This window comes from Arthrobacter sp. M2012083 (genome assembly GCF_000281065.1).
Taxonomy (GTDB): domain Bacteria; phylum Actinomycetota; class Actinomycetes; order Actinomycetales; family Micrococcaceae; genus Arthrobacter.
Genome location: NZ_AKKK01000013.1, coordinates 102452 through 123587, shown reverse-complemented (window position 1 = coordinate 123587; position 21136 = coordinate 102452). Strand labels below are relative to the sequence as shown.

General features: G+C 62.3%; 19 protein-coding genes and 2 tRNA genes. 14 read left to right on the top strand and 7 right to left on the bottom strand.

The window, feature by feature from the left end; all coding sequences use genetic code 11:
* Positions 1 to 55: 55 nt before the first annotated feature.
* The 3 genes from A477_RS0108395 to A477_RS0108385 all read left to right on the top strand — a co-directional run bounded on the left by A477_RS0108395 (position 56) and on the right by A477_RS0108385 (position 1543).
* Positions 56 to 129 (top strand) — tRNA-Met (locus tag A477_RS0108395).
* Positions 130 to 553: 424 nt separating this feature from the next.
* A tRNA-Met gene (locus A477_RS0108390) sits at positions 554 to 627 on the top strand.
* A 118-nt stretch (positions 628 to 745) separates the two neighbouring features.
* Positions 746 to 1543: a GntR family transcriptional regulator gene (locus tag A477_RS0108385; RefSeq protein WP_017198566.1), complete on the top strand. Its 798-nt coding sequence runs from the start codon at positions 746 to 748 to the stop codon at positions 1541 to 1543.
* Positions 1544 to 1652: 109 nt separating this feature from the next.
* Here A477_RS0108385 and A477_RS0108380 read toward each other — a convergent pair whose 3' ends face one another.
* Positions 1653 to 2441, bottom strand: coding sequence for a PspA/IM30 family protein (locus A477_RS0108380; RefSeq protein WP_017198565.1), 789 nt, complete (start codon positions 2439 to 2441; stop codon positions 1653 to 1655).
* A 98-nt stretch (positions 2442 to 2539) separates the two neighbouring features.
* Positions 2540 to 4597, bottom strand: a complete 2058-nt coding sequence (locus A477_RS0108375) for a TPM domain-containing protein (protein WP_026005461.1) — start codon at positions 4595 to 4597, stop codon at positions 2540 to 2542.
* 332 nt (positions 4598 to 4929) lie between these two features.
* Here A477_RS0108375 and A477_RS0108370 point away from each other — a divergent pair, with 332 nt between their 5' ends.
* The 6 genes from A477_RS0108370 (at position 4930) to A477_RS0108345 (ending at position 11413) form a co-directional block, all read left to right on the top strand.
* A complete protein-coding gene (locus tag A477_RS0108370) occupies positions 4930 to 6558 on the top strand; it encodes a S1C family serine protease (RefSeq protein WP_026005460.1) in 1629 nt (542 codons plus the stop codon).
* 278 nt (positions 6559 to 6836) lie between these two features.
* Positions 6837 to 7640: an electron transfer flavoprotein subunit beta/FixA family protein gene (locus A477_RS0108365; RefSeq protein ID WP_044568573.1), complete on the top strand. Its 804-nt coding sequence runs from the start codon at positions 6837 to 6839 to the stop codon at positions 7638 to 7640.
* Between the two features lie 14 nt (positions 7641 to 7654).
* On the top strand, positions 7655 to 8608 hold the full coding sequence (locus A477_RS0108360) for an electron transfer flavoprotein subunit alpha/FixB family protein (RefSeq protein WP_017198561.1): 954 nt from the start codon (positions 7655 to 7657) through the stop codon (positions 8606 to 8608).
* Between the two features lie 5 nt (positions 8609 to 8613).
* Entirely contained in the window at positions 8614 to 9393 is a 780-nt protein-coding gene (locus A477_RS0108355; RefSeq protein WP_017198560.1) for a PIG-L deacetylase family protein, read from the top strand.
* A gap of 74 nt (positions 9394 to 9467) precedes the next feature.
* Positions 9468 to 10013, top strand: coding sequence for a gluconokinase (locus A477_RS0108350; protein ID WP_017198559.1), 546 nt, complete (start codon positions 9468 to 9470; stop codon positions 10011 to 10013).
* The gene (locus A477_RS0108345) at positions 10010 to 11413 is read left to right on the top strand and encodes a GntT/GntP/DsdX family permease (RefSeq protein WP_017198558.1); all 1404 of its coding nucleotides are present in this window, start codon (positions 10010 to 10012) and stop codon (positions 11411 to 11413) included. The genes A477_RS0108350 and A477_RS0108345 overlap by 4 nt, the downstream gene beginning before the upstream one ends.
* 103 nt (positions 11414 to 11516) lie before the next feature.
* On the opposite strand, the gene A477_RS0108340 is transcribed toward A477_RS0108345, so the two are convergent.
* The 4 genes from A477_RS0108340 to A477_RS0108325 form a co-directional block, all read right to left on the bottom strand.
* Positions 11517 to 12350: an anti-sigma factor gene (locus A477_RS0108340; protein ID WP_017198557.1), complete on the bottom strand. Its 834-nt coding sequence runs from the start codon at positions 12348 to 12350 to the stop codon at positions 11517 to 11519.
* Between the two features lies 1 nt (position 12351).
* Entirely contained in the window at positions 12352 to 12957 is a 606-nt protein-coding gene (gene sigK / locus A477_RS0108335) for an ECF RNA polymerase sigma factor SigK (RefSeq protein ID WP_026005459.1), read from the bottom strand.
* 188 nt (positions 12958 to 13145) lie between these two features.
* A complete protein-coding gene (locus A477_RS0108330; RefSeq protein ID WP_017198555.1) occupies positions 13146 to 13613 on the bottom strand; it encodes a tRNA (cytidine(34)-2'-O)-methyltransferase in 468 nt (155 codons plus the stop codon).
* Between the two features lie 38 nt (positions 13614 to 13651).
* Positions 13652 to 14596: a J domain-containing protein gene (locus A477_RS0108325; protein ID WP_017198554.1), complete on the bottom strand. Its 945-nt coding sequence runs from the start codon at positions 14594 to 14596 to the stop codon at positions 13652 to 13654.
* Positions 14597 to 14750: 154 nt separating this feature from the next.
* Here A477_RS0108325 and A477_RS0108320 point away from each other — a divergent pair, with 154 nt between their 5' ends.
* The 4 genes from A477_RS0108320 (at position 14751) to A477_RS0108305 (ending at position 18459) form a co-directional block, all read left to right on the top strand.
* Positions 14751 to 15644 (top strand): diacylglycerol/lipid kinase family protein, encoded by an 894-nt coding sequence (locus tag A477_RS0108320; protein WP_026005458.1) that lies wholly within the window; start codon positions 14751 to 14753, stop codon positions 15642 to 15644.
* A gap of 117 nt (positions 15645 to 15761) precedes the next feature.
* Positions 15762 to 16436 carry a hypothetical protein gene (locus A477_RS0108315; RefSeq protein WP_017198553.1) on the top strand — a complete coding sequence of 225 codons (675 nt, stop codon included), beginning with the start codon at positions 15762 to 15764 and terminating at the stop codon, positions 16434 to 16436.
* A 65-nt stretch (positions 16437 to 16501) separates the two neighbouring features.
* Positions 16502 to 17185, top strand: coding sequence for a helix-turn-helix transcriptional regulator (locus A477_RS0108310; protein ID WP_017198552.1), 684 nt, complete (start codon positions 16502 to 16504; stop codon positions 17183 to 17185).
* A gap of 41 nt (positions 17186 to 17226) precedes the next feature.
* The gene (locus tag A477_RS0108305; RefSeq protein WP_017198551.1) at positions 17227 to 18459 is read left to right on the top strand and encodes a cysteine desulfurase family protein; all 1233 of its coding nucleotides are present in this window, start codon (positions 17227 to 17229) and stop codon (positions 18457 to 18459) included.
* 9 nt (positions 18460 to 18468) lie between these two features.
* Here A477_RS0108305 and A477_RS0108300 read toward each other — a convergent pair whose 3' ends face one another.
* On the bottom strand, positions 18469 to 19704 hold the full coding sequence (locus tag A477_RS0108300) for an NAD(P)/FAD-dependent oxidoreductase (protein WP_017198550.1): 1236 nt from the start codon (positions 19702 to 19704) through the stop codon (positions 18469 to 18471).
* Between the two features lie 162 nt (positions 19705 to 19866).
* On the opposite strand from A477_RS0108300, the gene mnmA reads away from it, so the two are divergent.
* Positions 19867 to 21006, top strand: a complete 1140-nt coding sequence (gene mnmA, locus A477_RS0108295) for a tRNA 2-thiouridine(34) synthase MnmA (RefSeq protein ID WP_026005457.1) — start codon at positions 19867 to 19869, stop codon at positions 21004 to 21006.
* Positions 21007 to 21136: the final 130 nt, after the last annotated feature.

Here is a 21136-nt window from a genome sequence, read left to right as displayed (position 1 = left end):
TCACGTCGCCACGATTTGGTCTGCCATTCACCGGACGGTAATGTTGTTCTTGCGACGCGGGGTGGAGCAGTTCGGTAGCTCGCTGGGCTCATAACCCAGAGGTCACAGGTTCAAATCCTGTCCCCGCAACTGGAGAAAAGGTCCGGATCAGTAGACACTGATCCGGACCTTTTGTTTTGACCCGGTGCCGCCAAAGCGGCATCTTCCCCGCCTCACGCTCTCTCACGTCCCGCGGGCTTGCGTTCCACGCTCTCTCACGTCCCGCGGGCTTGCGTTCCACGCTCTCTCACGTCCCGCGGGCTTGCGCTCCACGCTCTCTCACGTCCCGCGGGCTTGCGCTCCACGCTCTCTCACGTCCCGCGGGCTTGCGCTCCACGCTCTCTCACGTCCGGGATCGCATGTGGAGGAGGCGTGGCCGGCCCAACGTGGAATCGCGTACTCACCCAAGGCGACAGCTACTGGGGGGCGATCAGGCTGGGGGAGTGATCTGTGGCACCTTGGGTGCCAAATGGTCAGAAGCACCCTGGGCGGTGCGGTAGAGTTGTTCTTGCGACGCGGGGTGGAGCAGTTCGGTAGCTCGCTGGGCTCATAACCCAGAGGTCACAGGTTCAAATCCTGTCCCCGCAACTGGAGAAAGATCCGGATCAGTGACAACTGGTCCGGATCTTTTGTTTAAGTGCGCACCGGCTCCCGGTGCTAGCATCAAACCCGGATTGCCGGGGCAAGGAATGGATGGGACGGTCCAATGGTCAATGACGACTACAAGTTTGGCCTCGAGCGTGAAGTCCTCCAGAGGGATAGCCCTGTTGCCGTGTACCAGCAGGTAGCAGACGTTCTGACGGATCAAGTCAGCCGCCTGGAGCCGGGGTCGCGGATCCCCACCGAGGAGTCCCTGATGGATGCCTACGGCATTAGCCGGACTACCGTCCGGAAGGCGATCGAAACACTTGTGATGAAGGGCCTGTTGGTCCGAAGGCAGGGCAAAGGGACGTTCGTGATGGCTCAGCGGCCCGTCAAAATGCTGAATCGCCTGGCACCGTTCATGGAGACCTTCACGGCGGCAGGCATGAAGACTGTCAAGGGACTTATCGAATACAAGTGGATGGAGAAGGACAAGTCGGTGCCAGCCAAGCTGGTTTCCGACGACAATCTCGTTCTCGTCATTCGCCGCTCCTACTCAAGTGCCGGATGGCCCTATGCCATTGCGGAGATTTTCATCCCCTCACATATTGGCCGTCACATCAGCCTCGCGGATGCCGAACGGAACTCCATCTACCAGGTCATCCAGGACAGGACGCTGAAGCCCCTCCATCGGGCGGAAATCACCGTGACCATGCACGCGCCGCCAGAGCACTTGGCAGACGCCCTCAACGTCCGTGGGTTCGCCATGGTGCCACGGCTGGAGCGGACCACCTTGGGCCCTCATGGAGAGGTCCTGGAGTGCACTGTGACCTACTTCCACCCCAAGGGATTCGAAATCCGCGCTGAAGTGGCAACCGATGTCAGTCCCGGCCAGGATTCGTCGGTTCCGTCGGCAGGTTAGGCGAAAAACGAAAAATGGGCCGGATCCCTGCGAGGATCCGGCCCATTTCTTGGTTCAACGGTACGTTGTGGGCAGTCCGCCGGGTCGGCGGTTACAGCCCGGTGAGTTCCTAGAGCTTGTCGAAGTCAGCTTCGTCTACGGTTGCGCCTGTTGATGCCGGGGCTCCCGCGCCGATGGCGGGCTTGGAACCGCCCGACTTCAAGGCTGCAAGACGGGCCTCGATCTCGGTTTGCTCTCCGAGGTCTTCGAGCTGGTTGAACTGCGCATCCAGGCTGGAGCTGGCCAGTTCCTGCTGGCCCAGGACCTTGGCCTCTTCGCGGCGGATCTTCTCTTCGAAGCGGCCTACCTCGCTGGTGGGGTCCATGATGTCGATGCTCTTGAGGGCATCGTGCACCTGGGACTGCGCGGCAGCGGTCTTGGAGCGTGCCACCAGCTCGTTGCGCTTGGCGGTGAGCTGGTTCAGCTTGTTCTTCATCTGGTCAAGCCCGGTCTTGAGCTTGTCCACTACCTCGGTCTGGGAAGCGATGCTCGGTTCTGCTGCCTTTGCCTCGGACTCCGCGGTCATCTGGCGCTGGATGGCCACCTTGGCGAGGTTGTCAAACTTCTGGGCATCAGCGGCATCACCGGCAGCGCGGTACTCATCGGCTTTCCGGGATGCCGCCAGGGCCTTGTTGCCCCAGTCCTGAGCATTCTTGACGTCTTCGTTGTAGTCCGCCTGCAGCATCCGGAGATTGCCGATGGTCTGGGCCACGGCTGATTCAGCCTCGGCAATGTTGTTCGTGTAGTCGCGGACCATCTGGTCCAGCATCTTCTGCGGGTCCTCAGCCTGGTCCAGCAAGGCGTTGATGTTTGCCTTGGCGAGCTGTGAGATCCGACCGAAAATGGACTGCTTAACCATGGTGTTGCCTTTCGTCCTGCTCAGTGGTGAGACTGAAATCAGTGATCAGTAGTTGTACCGCTTCTATGCGGGGCATGGACCCCGCTTAGTCTGTCTGGCTAGAAGCTGCCGGAGTCTCCGCCGCCAAAGTCGCCTCCGCCGCCGCCCCAGTCGCCGCCGCCACCGGAATCGCCGCCGAAGAAGCCACCGCCTCCTCCGCCGTCATTGCCGCCGCCGCCCCAGCCGCCTCCTCCGCCGTTGAGGATGGAGTTGATGAGGATGCCGCCGAGGATGGCACCGCCGAGGCCGCCGCCTCCGCCACCTCCGCCGAACATTCCGCCACGTCCGTAGCCTTGGTCGGCGTAACCGAACTGGTCGACGTCGGACTGTGCGAGTTGGGCAGCCTGCGCTGCAAGCGAATGCGCCTGCTGGGCGTAGGTCAACGCGGTGACGGGGTCATTGCGGGAGATGGAGAGCGCGTAGTCGAGGTTCCGCTGAGCCTCGGCCAACCTCGTCCGGGCCTCCGTGCCTACACCACCGCGGCGGGCTGTAATGTAGTCCGATGTTGCGCTGATCTGTGCCTGTGCGGCCATAATTGTCTGCTGCAGCGAGGCTTGGGCGCGCCGGGCCTGCTCCTGCTGATCACGGATGCCGGTCAACGACTGATCGAGCGCTTGGTGAGCTGACTCTACGCGACTCAGAGTCGCGATTGGATCGATCTTTCCGCCTTGGATCTCGGTCTTCACCTGGGCTAGAGCGGCCTCCACGCCAGCCACGGGACCTGCGAGTTCCGGGTGTTCGCCGGACTGGATCATCGCACGCGCTTGGGCAAGGTCCTGGCTGGTCTCCGCTACGGCGCCTTCCAAGGACGCGCGGGCCTCATCGAGGCTGCCCGCCGTCTTGGAGATGGCATCAATCAGCACATTGGTCTGGTGCAGGCTTTCCTCCGCCGCGCGGACTGCCACAGCTGCCAGACTGTTCTCGCCCGTAGCCAACTTTTCTTGGGCCGCGGTGACGGCGTTCTGCACGAACGCGAGTCGCTCCTTGGCTTGCAGAATGTTGTCAGAGACCTGGGTCAACGCTGATTCGGCATACTTGGCCCGCAAGCCCTCGAGTGATTGCTCTGCGCTGGCAATCTTTGCATCGGCTCCCTTGGCTCCGGCAGTCACTGCTGCCAAAGCCTGAGGGGCGTTCTTTTCAAGCTCACGCAAGGAGTCGAAGTCGGCCTTCTGATCGCGTAGGGATGCCAACGCGGCTTCTGATCGGCGAATGATTTCGCCGAGCCAGCTTCGCTGCTGCTCTTCGGTGTCAGGAATGTGGTCATCCAGCTGCTGCTGCAGCTTGAAGGACTCCGTCATGTGGCCTTTCGCCTCTTCCAAGGCCTTAGTGAAGTTGCCAATTGCAGAATCACCGTACTGCGCCTGCGCAAAGCCGAGTTCCTGCTCGCTGGATTTGATGGCGTCGTCCGCCTCGATCAACAGTGAGCCGCTCTTTTGGCGCAGTTCCGGAATGCTAAGACCGGCCAGGGGATCAAGTTCCTCACCCTGCGGGCCGTAGCTGGCGCTCACGGCCTTGGTGCTGCCCTTCTTGCGCCGGTTTCGGAGGTAGAGGTAGGTTCCGGCGCCGCCAGCCGCAACAACGCCTACTCCAACGAGTACGCCGACGCCGGCATTGCCGCTGGGCACTGTTCCGCTGCCTCCACCTGCGGCGTCGCCGATGGCAGCAGCAGTGTCGATGGCGGCCTGGGCATAGTCCTTCTTGCCGCCGGCCAGATTGGCAACGACAGCGTTCTGCGCGATGGCAGATTGTTTGGAGTAGATGGAGCTGCCCGAGTTAAGGGTGAAGTTGTATTGGCCGGCCGTCGCGATCGCCAGAACGGCGTCTGCCTTGCCCATGCCCTTGTTCTTGGCGACGGTCGCAACCCATGCAGCGGGATCGGTCGGATTCTCGAACTTATCCACCGTGACCACGTACAGGTTGTACTTGTGGTCCTTGAGCGTCTTTTGGATGGCTTCCTGGACTTCGCCTTTTCGGCCGCCTAGGACGTTGGCGTCGTCCACGATGTTTTGGCCGGACGGAATGGTCACCGGATCGGCAGCCCAAGCGGCGCCGGCCGGCAGGGCCAACATTCCAGCCAGGCCGAGAACGGCGAGTACGCGTTTAACTATTGACCGCATGTGCAACCCTTCAGCACGTCTGCGACTGGAACAAGGCGTACCAATCGTCACAGAATGCTCAGCGCCCCCACGCATGGTGTAAAGCCGCAGGTCGCTGTGGCAATTCCTCTTGATTCTATGGTGCACCCCATAGCCCGTCCACAGGGGTGAATATGCCACCAGCGAAATATAGGAGAGAGCTGGATTGTTGACCCGTTGAGGCTCTTTTTGAAAGCTGGCCCCCGACGGCGGGAACAGGGGTGGAGGCCTTTCAGGAAGCTCCCAGCGAACGTCCGCTTTTGTTCCAGTTATTGGGTACATAGTTATTGGAGACGAGGACGAAAGGAAGACCCATGACGGAGAACCCAGCGCAGGGCACCGCACCAGAGAACCGCGAGCCATCAGAGCCGCGGAATACGACGGGGGAGCAGGGCGATGCGGCCGCTACCCAGCAGCCTGCCTGGACTTCAGGACGCGAAGCCGGGACGGAAGGCACCGCTCAGCCCACCACTCCGCTGCCTGCCTTCCAATCGCCGGCAACCCAGCAGCAGTCCCAGCAACCGCAGCAGCCGCAGTACTACGGCGCTCCGCAGCAGCAGCATGATCCGGGGCACCGCCCGAGCTACCCCCAGCACCAGCCGTTCTACGGTGGTTCAAACCCCGGACCGAATGGAAATACCGGCACCCAGTTCCACAACGCACAAGGATTCCAGCATTCCCAAGGCCAAAATGGCCCCGGAATGCAGCACACCCCCGGCCACTCTTCGGCGGTAGCCAACAAGCGCAAGCCGGCATTCGGTGTCGGCACTCTTGTGGCAAGCATGCTTGCAGCGGGATTGATCGGTGGTGGTGTAGTGGCCGGAAGTAACGCGCTGTGGGATAACCCCGCCCCGGCTGCTTCCACAGGCGGGCAGTCCAGCACGGTCATCGTGAACAACAAGGACGACGTCAACGTCATTACCGCTGCGGCAGCCAAGGCATCACCCAGCGTGGTGACCATCAAGGCGACCAGCGGCAACGAGGGCGGAACGGGTTCCGGCATCATCCTTGACGACCAAGGCCACATTCTCACCAACACCCACGTCGTCACGTTGGACGGTGCTACCGCCAACGCTGCCATCGAGGTCCGGACGAGCGACGGAAAGGTCCTTAAGGCCACCGTGGTTGGCACGGATCCGTTATCAGACCTCGCTGTGATCAAGGTGAGCGACGCATCGGGCCTGGTCCCGGCTACTCTGGGTGACTCGTCCAAGATCAACGTGGGGGACACCGCCGTCGCCATCGGTTCGCCGCTGGGCCTCACGGGCACGGTGACGGACGGCATCGTATCAACGCTCAACCGCACCATTAGTGTTGCGTCGTCTGCCGTGCCGGAAGGTACGCCGGATGAGAGCCAGGGCGACGACGAAGGTTTCCAGTTCGCTCCACCTAATGGGGGCCAGAGCCAGAGTGCAGCCAATGCCGGCTCGATTGCCATAAATGTGATCCAGACCGATGCCGCCATCAACCCGGGTAACTCCGGTGGTGCCTTGGTGAACAGCAAGGGTGAAGTTATCGGCGTCAACGTGGCCATCGCTTCGGCGGGCAGCGGTACCTCCGAAACGTCCACCGGTAACATCGGCGTTGGTTTCAGTGTCCCGATCAACCACGCCAAGCGGGTCGCGCAGGAGATCATCGACACCGGCAAGGCCAGCCATGGTCAGTTTGGTGTGTCCGTTCGTTCGAAGTCCTCTTCGGGCAGCGATTCAGGCTTCTCCGTGGGGGCCGAGGTTGCGTCGGTGACGTCGGGTTCGGCAGCTGCCAAGGCTGGGCTCAAGGTTGGCGACGTCGTAACGAAGTTCGGCGATTACACCGTGAGCGATCCCAACCAATTGACCGCAGCTGTACGCGAACAGCCGGCCGGTGCCAAAGTGAAGGTCACCATTCAGCGTGGCGGCCAGACGCAAGAGGTTGAGGTCACCCTCGACGCCGCCCAGCAGTAGGCTGAGCGACAGTAAGCGGCCCAACAGCAGGCAAGAACAACGCACGACGGCGGGCGGCACCTCCTCGGTGTCGCCCGCCGTTTTGCTGTGTCCACGCGGGTGAACTGAACACGCAATGCATCGCATGTAGCTGAAACAGGACTTAACGCTGGGAGTGGTTTTCTGCGGGCAATATGCTTAGCTAGGACGAGCCCACGCGATGGGCAATTTACGGCCACGCTGCTGCGTTTGGCCGTCCACAAGCATGGAAGGCTGCTTCGAAGACAGTGGAAGAGACATTGAAGATTGTCGTTCTGGTCAAGCACGTCCCGGACGCCCAGTTCGACCGGCACATCACCGGACCTGGCAACACAACCGACCGTGAAGAGAGCATTTTGTCCGAACTGGACGAATACGCCCTCGAGGCAGCGCTCCAACTGGCGGAGGAACGCGGAGGCCCGAAGGCCGGGAACGAGGTCATTGCCTTGAGCATGGGCCCGTCCGGTGCGGTCAATGCTGTGAAGAAGTCACTCCAGATCGGCGCTTATTCCGGCGTCCACCTCAGCGATGATGCTTTGGCTGGTTCGGATGCTGCTGCTACATCGCTGGCCCTTGCCGCCGCCATCCGCCACATCTCGGCCGACGGGCGACCTGTGGATCTGGTTCTGACGGGCATGGCGTCCACGGACGGCGAGACTTCGCTCATCCCGGCCCAGCTTGCCGAGCGTTTGTCGGTCCCGCAGGTCACCTTTGCCTCAAGCCTTGAGGTGACGGGCGGCCAGGTCAGGGCCCGCCGCGACGCTGGCGCCTTCTCCGAGACGGTTGAAGCGCAACTCCCTGCAGTGGTCTCGGTGACTGACCAGATCAACGAACCACGCTATCCCAACTTCAAGGGCATCCTGGCTGCCAAGAAGAAGAAGATTGCCTCCTTGTCGCTGGCCGACATCGGTGTGGACGCCTCGCACGTAGGCCTGGCCGGCTCGTGGACAGTGGTGGAGTCCGCAGAGGCACGCCCACCGCGGACAGCAGGAACCATCATCACCGACGACGGCGACGCCGGCATCAAGCTGGTCGACTTCCTCGCCGCACAGAAGCTGCTCTAAAGGGGACTCCAACCATGGCAAATGCAATTGTTTTCATTGACAACCCGGGAGCAGCTCTCAAGAAGAGCAGCCTGGAGCTCCTGACCATCGCCCGCTCCCTGGGGGAGACCGCCGTCGCGTTCACCGGAGAGCTGCACGACGACGTCGCCGCCACCTTGGGTGCATACGGTGCCACCACGGTCTACCAGCCGTCGGTGGACGACCTCGACAACTACTTGGTGGGACCCAAGGCCGCCTACCTCGCCGCTGCCGTGGCAGCATCCGGAGCTACAACGGTACTCCTGGACAACTCGCCTGAGGGCAAGGAAATCGCGGGCAGGCTTGGCATCAAGCTCAACGCCGGCGTCATCACCGACGTCGTGGGCGTTGAGGCTGACGGCACCGCGCACAAGTCGGTTCTGGCGGGCTCCTACAACACCACCGCTAAGGCCACCACTCCGGTAACGGTTCTTTCGGTCAAGGCCAACAACGTAGAGCCTGCTCCGGCTGGTACTGCGGCAGCCCCGTCAACCTCCACGGTAGACGTTCCGGCGGACGCGATCGCGAACTCCGCACGCATCGCGGCGCGGACCGAGAAGCCCGTCAGCGGCCGGCCGGACCTCAGCGAAGCAAGGATCGTCGTTGCCGGTGGTCGTGGCGTGGACGGCGACTTCGGCCCGCTCGAAGAACTTGCCGACGCCCTGGGCGCGGCAGTTGGTGCGTCCCGCGCCGCTACCGATGCCGGGTGGATCGGCCACGACGCACAAGTTGGCCAGACCGGCGTCACGGTGTCACCGCAGCTGTACATTTCTGCCGGCATCTCAGGAGCCATTCAGCAAAAGGCCGGGATGCAGACTTCCAAGGTCATTGTGGCCATCAATAAGGACGCAGAGTCGCCGGTGTTCGAGATTGCCGACTACGGCATCATCGGTGACCTCTTCAAGGTTCTCCCGCAGGCAACTGCGGAGATCAAGAAGCGGAAAGGCTGATCCCTTTGTCCACTGACGACACGTCAGCAAAGAGCCCGTTCGATGCCTCCACGGAGCGCGTTGAGCGGGTGCTTTGTTTTACTGCCCATCCTGACGACATCGACTTTGGCGCTGCCGGGACCATCGCTGCCTGGACTGCGGCCGGCGTCGAGGTCAGCTATTGCATCATGACCGACGGCGACGCCGGCGGTTTTGATCCGGTGGATAGGGAACGGATCACCGAACTCCGAGCAGAGGAGCAACAGCGGGCAGCGGCCCTGGTGGGAGTCACCGACATCCACTATCTGCACGAGCGTGATGGCTACCTGGAGCCGACACATGGCGTCATCAAGCAGGTAGTGAAGCTGATTCGCGAAATCCGCCCCGACATCGTGCTCACTATGCACCCGGAAAGGAACTGGGACCGGCTCCAGAAGAGCCATCCCGACCACCTCGCGGCAGGCGAAGCCGTGACCCGGGCGGTCTACCCCGCCGTGGAAAATCCCTTTGCCTACCCGGAGCTGGCTGCGGAAGGACTTACTGCCTACAAGCTCCCGTGGTTGTGGTTTATCTCCAGCCCGGACGCCCGGGAGAACCACTTTGTGGACGTTTCGGACCAAGTGGACGCAAAGCTTGACGCCATCCGCGTTCATGCAAGCCAGCACCCGGACATTGAAGGTATGGAGCGGGTAGTCCGGAGCATGATGTTGTCCAACGGGGAGCGTGCCGGCCTGCCTGCCGGGACCAGCGCGGAAGCCTTCCATGTGGTGTCCATCAACGGATCAAGCACCATCGCCGGCTTCTGACGTTGCTGAGGTGTAACCCGTGTCATATGCTTGATCTCGGTTAAATCATATTTATTCGAGGAAGGCAGACTTTGATGGCGAAGACTGCGCAGCAACCTGTACTGGTGATTATGGGAGTCTCCGGTTCGGGCAAATCGACCGTAGCCGGCGTATTGGCAGGGAAACTCGGGTGGGATCTTGCCGAAGGCGATGATCTCCATCCTGAAGCTAACGTGGCAAAGATGCACTCGGGACAGGCCCTCAGCGATGAGGACCGCTGGCCTTGGCTGGGCATCATCTCGGATTGGATCCGGGAGCACGTGGATGCCGGAACCCCGGCGATCATCACCTGTTCGGCACTGAAAAAGAAATATCGCGATGTCCTCCGGGGTGAAGGGGTTGTCTTCGTCTTCCTGCAGGGGAGCAAGGACAAGATCTCGGATCGCCTTGCCTCCAGGCATGGTCACTTCATGCCGCCGTCGCTCCTGGAGTCACAGTTCGACGCCCTTGAGGAACCCACGGAAGACGAAGACCACATCTCATTGTGCGTTTCCGCGTCGCCGGCCGAAGAAGCCGACGAAGTCATTGAACGGCTGGGTCTGCGGCCCTTGGGCGCCGGTACAGAAGTGACCGCCTCGTGAGGGTCCTGGAAACAGCGACCCAGGTGCAGGAATGGACAGCGCACGACACCCAACTTCTTGTGGTGGCAGCACTTGGCATTGCCCTGATTGTGGTGCTGATTGCCAAACTCAAACTGCATCCGTTCTTGGCGCTGGTCTTGGGCTCGGCCTTCGTGGGACTGGCGTCAGGCGTGGAACTGGGCAAGGTCATCACCAACTTCGAGGACGGCGTTGGGGGTGTCCTGAAGGAAGTCGGCCTGCTCATTGCCCTTGGAGCCATGCTCGGGAAGCTGCTGGCTGATTCCGGCGGAGCCAACCGTGTGGTGGACACCCTGTTGGCCAAAGCCAGCGGCAACAAGCTCGTGTGGATGATCACGCTCGTGGCAGTGATCATCGGCTTGCCAATGTTCTTCGAAATCGGACTCGTTCTGTTGCTTCCGGTGATTGTCCTGGTAACTCAGCGGTCCAAGATGAAGCTGATGCGCATCGCGATCCCGGCGTTGGCTGGCCTGTCCGTGCTTCACGGACTGGTGCCGCCGCACCCGGGCCCGTTGATTGCGATCAGCGCAGTCAAAGCGGAGCTGGGAACAACGCTCGGCCTGGGTATCCTCGTTGCTATTCCTACGGTAATTATTTGTGGCCCGCTCTTCTCGCGGTTGGCTGCCCGATGGGTACCTGTTGACGCGCCGGCGGTAGCCGGAGGCATCGACACCCAGCACGCAGCCGATCTGAGCGAAGTGAAGCGCCAGCCGTCGTTCCTTGTGACACTGCTGACCATCATCTTCCCCGTGGTCCTCATGCTGTTGAAAGCCCTGGGCGGCATCATCTGGCCAAACCCTGAAACGGCACCGGGCATCAGGATCTTCTTTGACTTCGTGGGCCAGCCTCTGGTGGCCATGACGCTGGCGGTTCTCCTGGCTATCGTGACGTTCGGATACGCCGTAGGTTTCACGGGCAGCAGGATCACAGCCAAAGTGGGTGAAAGCCTGGGACCCATCGCGGCCATCCTCCTCATTGTGGGCGCCGGCGGTGGTTTCAAGCAGACGTTGATCGGCGCGGGCGTGGGCGATGCCGTCAAGAAATGGGCAGAAGGCGCCAACATGTCGGTCCTGGTGCTCGGTTTCATCGTGGCGGTGGCCCTCCGCCTGGCTACGGGCTCGGCCACAGTGGCGACAGTGACGGCGGCGGGCATTGTGGCGCCCCTCGCCAGCAGCCTTAGTCCGACGCATGCGGCTTTGCTGGCTTTGGCTATCGGCGCAGGTTCCCTCTTCCTGTCACACGTCAACGACGCCGGATTCTGGCTTGTGAAGGAGTTGTTCGGTCTTACCGTTGGGCAGACATTCAAAACCTGGTCGGTGATGGAGACGCTGATCTCCGTGGTGGGCTTCGGCTTCGTGATGCTTCTGTCGCTGGTGTTGTAGCTTCGACAACAGTGGTCCAGCTGCGATGGCAGCCGACAAAAACTGACGACGGCGGCCGTCCCACCCAAGGGGCGGCCGCCGTCGTGCGCTACATCGCCAGGGGTCAGGCGCTGAGTCCGACCACCAGGACCGGGTCCGTGGTGGGGGCGCTTGATCCGCCCGTGGGTTCCACGGTGATGGCTACGGACGAAGCTGAGGACAGGCCCTTGACAACAGCAGGTTTGGAGAGTGTCTCCGCATCCATGGTTCCCTGCGGTACAGGGGCGGAGCCATCCTTGGGCAGGGTCCACAACTGGTAGACCTTGCCCTCCGGGGCCGGTGCGACACCATCCATCAGAACGACGAATGAATCTTTGGCCGTTGATGCAGAGATGGTGGCCGTACCGCCGCCGGGGACAGGCGCGGATTTCTTCTGGACATCCTGTGCCTGCAGCACCTGGTTGACCGGGTCATTCTGCGCAGAAACGTAAGCGCCCACTCCGATGCCGCCCAGTGCAATCACTGCTGCTGCGGCGGCTCCCACGATCCATCTGCGGGGGCCACCGGCGCGTGTGCGTTCTTCGCGCTTGGCCCTGGCCGCTGCGAGGTCGTCGACGGCGGGATTCGCCACAGGCGAAGCCGCCGGCTCAGCAGTGGGTCGGCTAGCGGCATCCGTGGTGATGCGTTCCATGATGTTGTCGAAGAGTCTGGCCGGGGGTGTCTCTTCCGGCGCGAAACTGACTGACAGTGCCTCGCGGGCTTCGCGGACCCGATCCAGGAATTCAGGACGTTCCGGAGCGTCCTTGAGATAGTCGTCGATCATTACCCGTTCGTCGTCACTCAGGGCGTCCAGGGCATAGATTTCGGCCAGTTCGAGAACGCGCCCCTCAGCGAGGTCGGTGGCGATGTCGTTGGCAAACATTCTGCGGATAAAGCCTCCACTGGTGTTTTCACTCATATCAACCCACCCCCAGGCAGGTCTTCAGGCGTAGTAGTCCATCGCGGATGCGGGATTTGATGGTCGGGACAGCGGCACCGAGATGTTCGGCGACTTCCCGATAGGTCAGTCCGCCGTAATATGCGAGCCGGACTGATTCGCGCTGCGTGTCCGTGAGCGTACCGAGGCAGCGGCTGACAGCTTCGGCCTCCAGGTTGGTGTCGGCTTCCTCCGCCACCAGGTCGCGGTCCGGGTCCTGGCTGGCTGCGCCGTATCTGGCCTCCCGGTCAGTTGCTGCCTGCACGGCGCGGACACGGTCTATGGCCCTCCGGTGGGCAATCGTCATGAGCCAAGCCAGCGGGCTGCCTGCGGCACGGTCGAATTTGGCAGCACCCTGCCAGACCTGGATGTAGACCTCTTGGGTGGCGTCCTCGCTGAGGTCGGGGTCTATCAGGACGCGCCTGGCCATACCGAACACACGCCGCGAGGTGAGGCTATAGAACTCGGCGAAAGCCTGCTGGTCGCCTGCTGCCACGAGTTCGAGCAGGCCAGCCAGCTGCGCGTTCAGATCAGTCGAAGAGCCGGTGGCTTCGGAGACCGGGGGGCTGGGATTGTTGGGGATGTCCATCACCGTCCAGCATATGTCGTCCCGTTTGAAACCGGCAGCATAACGGGATTGCGTCGAAGGCGCGGCGGTGCAGCGGTTTGCCGTCATCACCCTGGTCTGCAGCGCGCTCACGTAGGCTCCCTCAACGAATGTCCAAAGCAGGAAAAGTCCTGCATAAGGTATTCGGTGCTGTAGCCCCGTTGGATGGGCTAGACCTTGGCGCCGGCGAATCCGTTCTGCCGCCACGCTTCAAACACGGCGATCGAAGCGGCATTGGCCAGGTTGAGCGATCGAAGCGAAGGCTTCATGGGAAGGCGAACACGCGCCGTAACGTGCGGATCCTGTTTGAGCCAATCCGGCAGGCCCACGGATTCCGGACCGAACATCAGGACGTCGCCCTCGCGGTAGCTGATGTCCGTATAGGACGTCTCACCGTCCGAGGTGTAGGCGAAAACCCGTTCCGGTTTGAGCGCGGACCAGGCGGCTTCGATGTCCTTGTGGACCGTAACTACGGCGAGGTCGTGGTAATCAAGGCCGGCGCGACGCAGCTTGGCATCGGAAAAATCGAAGCCGAGGGGCTCCACCAAGTGGAGCTCGGCCCCCGTGATGGCGGCCAAGCGGATGGCGTTGCCCGTATTGCCCGGGATTTCTGGAGTATGGAAGAGGATGCGGAACACTGTCCCATCTTAGTCAGCCGCGTAGAAGTCGGCTGGGCCTAGTGCATCCCGCGAAGCAACCGTGCCAGCACAGGTATCACCACGGTGTTCGGCGCTGGCCCTGAACTGAGGAATTGCTTGAGCCCCCTTACCAACCCTGCGGCATTGACCACTTCCACTGGGTTGTGGCTCGATATGCCCTTGCCGTATTGGTCGATCACCGGTTCGTGGAGGTTGCCGTCAGGACTGTGCAGAACCACCCAGCCTGTGACATTGAGTTCGGGAAAAAGGTCCTGCATGTGGCGGACGATGTGCGCGAGCTGAGGAGGAGCTACCGAACGCCCGCCGTGCCGCAGGGAATGGCCGTCCCACGCGTAGGCACCTTTGGGCAGCAGCATGGAACCAATCAATGCCAGGCGGTAGCCGGATAGAACGGCGTGGTCGATGTGATTGTTGTCCGACGGCGAGCGCAGGCCGTTGATCAGCCGGGCCGCGGGTATGGCAGTCAGGACCTGTCGGCTGATGAGCTGCACAGTGCGCATCTCGCGTTGAATGCGGGCCTCGGCTCCAAAAATGCCCCGTTTGCGGGGGAGTCCGTGGACCTGCTGAGCCGCTTCCGCCGCTGAAATGAGCGGAACTTCGGTGGGATCGTCAAACGCAGGGACATAGACAGGGGGGTCGCCCGCAGTATTGCGCTGGGCCTGGGGTCGCTTGACATTGGTAGTGGCGGAGGAATCCGGCGCTGCAGGGCCGGTGTAGTCCCCGGGACGGGGCTGACTGACGTTTGAGGCTCCTCGGGCGTACCTTCGGTCGTACTCGGCCCGCCGTTTGGGATCAATGAGGGTCTCGTACGCGAGTGTCACGCGCCGGAACATCTCTGCTTCTCCACCGTGGTCAGGGTGGGCCTTCCGGGCAGCCTTGCGGTAGGCCACTTTGATCTCCTTGTCCGTAGCTGTGACGGAAACGCGGAGAACCTGATAGTGCGAGCTGTTGCCCTCGGCCAAGCACGGGCCCTTCTCTATGATGACGGTGCGCTTCTGAAGAGGCGCGGTACTGGCAAGTTTATCCAGCCACTATGTGAACGTCGGTAACGGCGCCCGTGGTTCCCGCTGGCATAATTCACGCTGTGAACCCTTCGGCAACCCATAACCCCTGAGCATGCCGAACAAAGTCGCTGTCGCCATTAACCCTGCCGCCTCATTTGGCCGAGGACGCAATGCCGGGCACCAAGCCGTGGGTCTCCTCCGCGCCGCCGGCCTCGACGTCGTCGTACTTGAAGCCGACAAGTACGACACCCTGCGGAGGGCGGTGGATGTGTCCTTGGCGGCCGGCGTGGAGGCCTTGGTAGTGGTGGGTGGCGACGGCATGGTCCATTTGGGTGTCAATGCGCTCGCCGGGCTGGACATTCCCCTTGGAATTGTTCCCGCCGGAACAGGCAACGATGTGGCGAGGCTGTTGGCTTTGCCGCTGAACGACACTGGTGCCGCGTGCCGCAGGCTGCTGGCTGCGCTGGAGGCGGGCGGACGCAGGATCGACGTCGGGCGGGTCGCCGCCGGTGGTGGGATCACATACTTCGCGGGCGTCCTGTCCGCCGGCTTTGACGCGGCCGTCAATGAACGGGCCAATTCCTGGCGGTGGCCCCGCGGGAAGAGCCGGTACAACCTTGCGATGCTCAGGGAACTGCTTTCCTTCCGGCGCATTACCTACACCGTGACCGCCGACAACGTGACCTGGCGTCAACCTGCCTTGCTCATTTCAGTGGCCAACGGGCGGTTCATAGGTGGGGGTATGAACATTACTCCCGACGCATTGCCAGACGACGGGTGGCTGGACATGTTTCTGGTGAAGCCGTTGTCGCGGCTCAGCTTCCTTGCCGTGTTCCCCAAAGTTTTCGCCGGGAAGCACACCAGCCATCCGGCTGTGGAGATCAAGCGCGTCCGGAAAGTGGAGTTGGACGCCGTGGGGGTGGTTGCCTACGCCGACGGCGAGCGCATCGCCGAGTTGCCCGTCGTCGTTGACCTTGTTCCCGCAGGCCTATGGGTGCTTGCCTAGTGCGTGCGCGGTGCTGGCGGAGGCTCGTTGCCGCAGGCGGCTAGACTCGATCGCGGCGACGAGGCGCGGTAGCCGGAAATCGGGCGGCATAGCTCAGACAGCAGACAGGGAGAAGTAGTGGCGAACAACGTTCGACGACGACTGGCTGGCTTGGTTGCCGCCGGAGCCGCAGGTGTCATGCTGGCCGGCTGCACCGTCAACGTTCCTGATCCGGCAGCTCCGAAGCCTTCGCCATCGGTATCCACGCTGGCGACTCCCACTATCACACCTGGGCACGACGCGGCCGCGGTGGCCGCGAAGGATTTGCCTTTGGCAGCAGGGGAAACCCTGGCACCCGGGGAGCCGGTGACCGTCTCCACCCGGTTGGAGGAAGTGCCTGGCTGGTCGGTGGTTCACTCGGCCTTGCAGGGTGAGACCAGATACAAGAAGACGGACGGATGCATTCTAGCGGTCCGGGTTAGTGTGAATCAGGGGCCGTTGGTGGTGGCTGGCGACGACGTTGCTTCAACCAAGGAATTGTTCAATTACGTGAATTCCGGTGTTGCGGTGGACGGCTTGAAACCGGCGTCGTTGCGTTGGGGGGAAGACTCGGACAAACCGCAACACAACGTTGAGTTCCTCAGTTTGGAATCCTCTTCGGCATCAGGCGGCCAGTCAGCCGTTGTCTTGGCCAGGTTGTTCAGCGCTCCTGCATCCTCGGTGTATGTCTCACTGGCATGCCCGGATGACAAGACGTTGGCCTCGGCGCGCGCTGAGATCATGGCCCGGCTCGTCGTGGTGCCGCCGTCCTGATCCTGGGCCTTGGCGCGGTCAGCCAATAAAGCAGTGGTTCTTGTTTTTAGAGTTAACGTTGATGCATGGGCACTTTCGACCTCCCGTGGATCCGGAAAATCACAGCCGTCGCGTCCTTGGGCGATGAGAACCGCCGCAAGCTGTATGAATACGTTCTGAATGCCGGTGGCGCGGTGGGGCGAAATGAGGCGGCTTCGACTCTGGACTTGCCCCGCAGTTCGGTGTCTTTCCATTTGGACCGACTGGTCCGTGAGGGACTCCTGCAAGTCGAGTTCAGGAAGTCGCCCGACAGGACGGGTCCAGGGTCCGGGCGGCCGTCAAAGCTCTACAGGCCCATGGTGGATGAGATTGGCGTCTCCATCCCTGAGCGGCACTACGACCTCGCCGGCCACCTCCTGGCAGCAGCCATCCAGCGAGCTGAGGCCAGTGGCGCTCCCGTTGCGGCTGCCCTGCGTGAGGTCGCTTCAGCCAGGGGAAGCGAGTTCGGAAGGCCGGGCGATTTCATCGGAGCGATCTCCGAGCTTGGGTACGGACCCACCCCCGATGCATTCGGGGGATACCGCCTGCTCAACTGTCCGTTCCATCGCCTGTCGCGGGACCATAGGGACGTGGTGTGCCCCATGAACGGCGCCTTCCTCAACGGCGCCGCGACGGCCTCCGGGCTCACTACCCACGTCGTCGTACCGGATCCGGACCATGGCCCGGGACACTGCTGTGCGCGTATCACCGCCCTTGAGGGGGAATCCTGAGCGGTCAGCTCCCAAGCGCTCGCCGTCGGTAGAATTACAGGGTGCCTGTATACCTTGACCATGCCGCAACCACGCCCCTGTCGGCCCCAGCGCTGGCTGTCATGACGCGCGAGCTCGCGCGGACGGGGAATCCTTCGTCGCTGCACGGCGCGGGGCGCCGCGCGAGGCGGGCGGTAGAGGATGCACGGGAGGCGCTCGCCGCGGCTGCCGGGGCGCATCCATCGGAGGTTATTTTCACCTCAGGCGGGACGGAAGCTGACAACCTGGCAGTCAAGGGGCTGTATTGGGCCAGGCGGGACGAAAACCCGGCCCGCACACGGATCCTTTGCTCCGCCGTCGAGCATCATGCGGTCATGGACACCGTGGAATGGCTTGAAAAGCACGAAGGCGCGCACGTTGTATGGCTTCCCGTGGACGCTGACGGGAAGGTCCGGATGGACGTCATCAAGCACGAAATCGAGCGGGAGCCCGAATCGGTAGCCCTGATAACCGTGATGTGGGCCAACAATGAAGTAGGCACCATCCAGCCGGTTACGGAGGTCGTCGAGCTGGCGAAGCCGCATGGCATCCCGGTCCACTCCGACGCTGTCCAGGCTTTTGGTTCTGTCCCCGTGGATTTTCGTGGTTCAGGGCTCTCCGCAATGTCCGTCTCAGGGCACAAGCTTGGTGGTCCCGTGGGGGTCGGCGCCCTTTTTCTGGGGAGGGCTGTGAAGCTGACGCCGGTGCAGCACGGTGGAGGCCAGGAGCGCGATGTGCGGTCCGGGACGTTGGACACTCCCGCAATTGCTGCCTTTGCCGCAGCCGCCGAGGCTGTGACGGCAAACCTGGACAGTGAACGTGAACGCCTCAGCTCGTTGCGCGACCGCCTCATCGGCGGGGTACTCGAGTCGGTTCCGGACGCGGTGCTGAGGGGCGCTCCCGGGGACGGTCGGTTGCCGGGAAACGCCCACTTCACCTTCCCCGGTTGTGAAGGCGACTCACTGCTGTTTCTCCTGGACCTGGCAGGCGTTGAATCCTCAACGGGTTCGGCATGTACCGCTGGGGTGCCCCGGCCGTCTCACGTCCTCCTGGCCATGGGCTTGGATGAGGATACCGCCCGCGGAGCCCAGCGATTTACCCTGGGCCACAGTTCATCCGAAGCGGATGTGGCAGCGCTCCTGAAGGCACTTCCCGAGGCGTGCCTCAGGGCCCGGCAGGCGGGAATGGCTGGTCATGAATCCAGCATTCAAACAGCTGCGACGGAAGCGCGGCACGCCTCGGCGGAAACTTTGTAGCAACTTCTGCTATCCGGGCACCAGCTCGTTCAGTGGTACTCCGGGATCCGTGAGTTTTGCTACGTCTACCGGGGTGCGGTTCGAAATCAAGGCCTTGATGGGTTTCTGAACCCGGCTCTGGTTGACGCTCATTCCGGCCACCACGTTGCCGTCCCTCAACCAGAAAGCTATGAAGCTGCCCTCTTCCAGCGTCCCGCGAATCAGCGGTGGGACTCCGGAAGTCAGCGAAGGAAAGCCCGAGTACTCCATGCTCAGGCTGAACTGGTCCGTATAGAAGTAGGGCACCACATCCAGGCGGGCCTCCAAGTCCAGCATGGACTTTGCCGCCACCTTGCCGCCGTTGAGCGCGTTGGCCCAATGCTCGCTGCGATGGTGCTCGCCGGTAAAGGGGTGCAGCGCGTTGGCGACGTCCCCTGCGGCCAGCACATCCGGTGCGCTGGACCTCAACCCGGCATCCACCAATATTCCATTGCGTATTTCAAGCCCCGCCGCTTCGGCGAGTCCTGTATCCGGTATGACGCCAACGGCAACAACTACGACGTCGGCAGGCAGCGTTTCTCCCATATCGGTGTGGACTGCCGTCGCCTTGCCCTTCTGTCCATCAATCCCGACGGCGCTGGCCGGGAGACGGAAACTGACACCTTGGTCTTCATGGAGACGCTGGAAGTATGTGCCGAGTTCAGGGCCGATGGCTGCACTCAAAGGTATGTCTTCCAGCCCCAGCAGTGTGACGTCATTGCCGTACGTCCGGGCCGCCGCGGCCAGTTCCATGCCGATCCATCCGGACCCGATCATGACCACCCTCTGTCCTCCGCCTTTAAGGAGGGACTGAAGTCGCAGGCTGTCATCGAGTGTGCGGAACGTCATGACTCCGTCAAGGTCTGCGCCCGGGAGCGGGATGGTACGAGGCCGGGCACCTGTAGCCAGAAGCAGTTTGGAGTAGCCAAGGCGTCTGCCGTCGGCCAGGGTTACCTGATGTCCAGCCGGTTCGATGCGGCTGACGGGGCTGCCAAGGAGAAGCTCGACGTCATTCTCCCCGTACCAGTCCTCGGGTACCACCAGGGCAGAATCTGCGTCAGCTTTACCCAAGAGGAATTCCTTGGACAGGGGCGGGCGTATATAGGGTGTCCGCTGCTCGGCCGCCACCAGGGTGACGATGCCTCCGTAGCCCTCCGCCCGGAGGGTTTTGGCCGCAGTAGCGCCAGCCAGCCCGCCGCCCGCAATAACGATATGTTCGTTTGCCATGTCAGCTCGATTCTAAAACCAATAGTCTTGACTTTAGAAGGGTGGGCTGGGCCAGTCAAGAGGTTTTAGGGCGGGCGTGGCACCACGGGCTAGAATGGATGGGCACGCCGACTCTTCCCAGCCGGATCAGTTGCTCCACATCCACAGACACAGAAAGCCAGCATGCGAGTACTTGCAGCAATGAGCGGCGGAGTAGACTCCGCCGTGGCCGCAGCCCGGGCCGTGGAGGCCGGACACGACGTCGTCGGAGTCCACCTTGCGTTGTCGCGCATGCCCGGTACCCTGCGCACAGGAAGCCGGGGCTGCTGCACCATCGAAGACTCGCGCGATGCTTGGCGTGCCTGCGACGTCCTGGGCATTCCCTACTACGTGTGGGACTTCTCGGAGCGTTTCAAGGAAGATGTGGTCCAGGACTTCATCGATGAGTACGCTGCGGGCAGGACGCCCAACCCCTGCATGCGGTGCAACGAGCGGATCAAGTTCGCCGCTCTTTTGGAAAAAGCCATTGCGCTGGGCTTCGACGCCGTGTGCACCGGTCACTACGCCAAAGTCATCGAAGACGCCGACGGTAACCGGGAACTCCACCGCGCCGCCGATTGGGCCAAGGACCAGAGTTACGTCCTCGGTGTACTGACCCACGAGCAACTCAAGCACTCCATGTTCCCGCTGGCGGACACCCCTTCCAAGGCTGAGGTGCGTGCCGAGGCCGAGCGCCGCGGACTGTCCGTGGCCAACAAGCCGGACAGCCACGACATTTGCTTTATTTCCGACGGCGACACCCGCGGATGGTTGGCCGAGAAGATTGACATGACCACCGGTGACATCGTTGACGAAACCGGCGTCAAGGTTGGCGAACATCCCGGTGCCAACGCGTTCACGGTGGGGCAGCGGCGGGGCCTGAAGCTGGGCACCCCCGCGGCCGACGGTAAGCCCCGGTTCGTCCTGGAAATCCGTCCCAAGGAAAACAAGGTGGTTGTGGGGCCGGAAGCCCTGCTGGCGATCGATGAGATTCGCGGTATCAAGGTTTCGTGGGCTGGCTTGCCCATATCCGAAGTTGCCACCGGTGCTGAGTTCGACTGCCACGCGCAGGTCCGGGCGCACGGCGATCCTGTTCCGGCAATTGCCCGTGTGGAATCCGTTTCCGACGAATCCGGCGTGGAGCGTGCCCAACTCGTTGTCACGTTGACGGATCCCCTCAGGGGCGTGGCCCCGGGCCAGACCGTCGTTCTCTATCAGGGCAGCCGCGTCCTGGGGCAGGCCACCATCGACGCCGCCCGCTCACTTCAGCGGGAAGTCCTCTAGGAGGCGGCACCTTCCCGGCGAAACCTACTGGAAAGTAAATTTTGTGTCTCGAATCACAAAATGAAGGGTTCGTGGCCTTCGAAGTCTGATTGAATCGTGGAATCAAGAGTGTGCGCCGTCACAAATATCC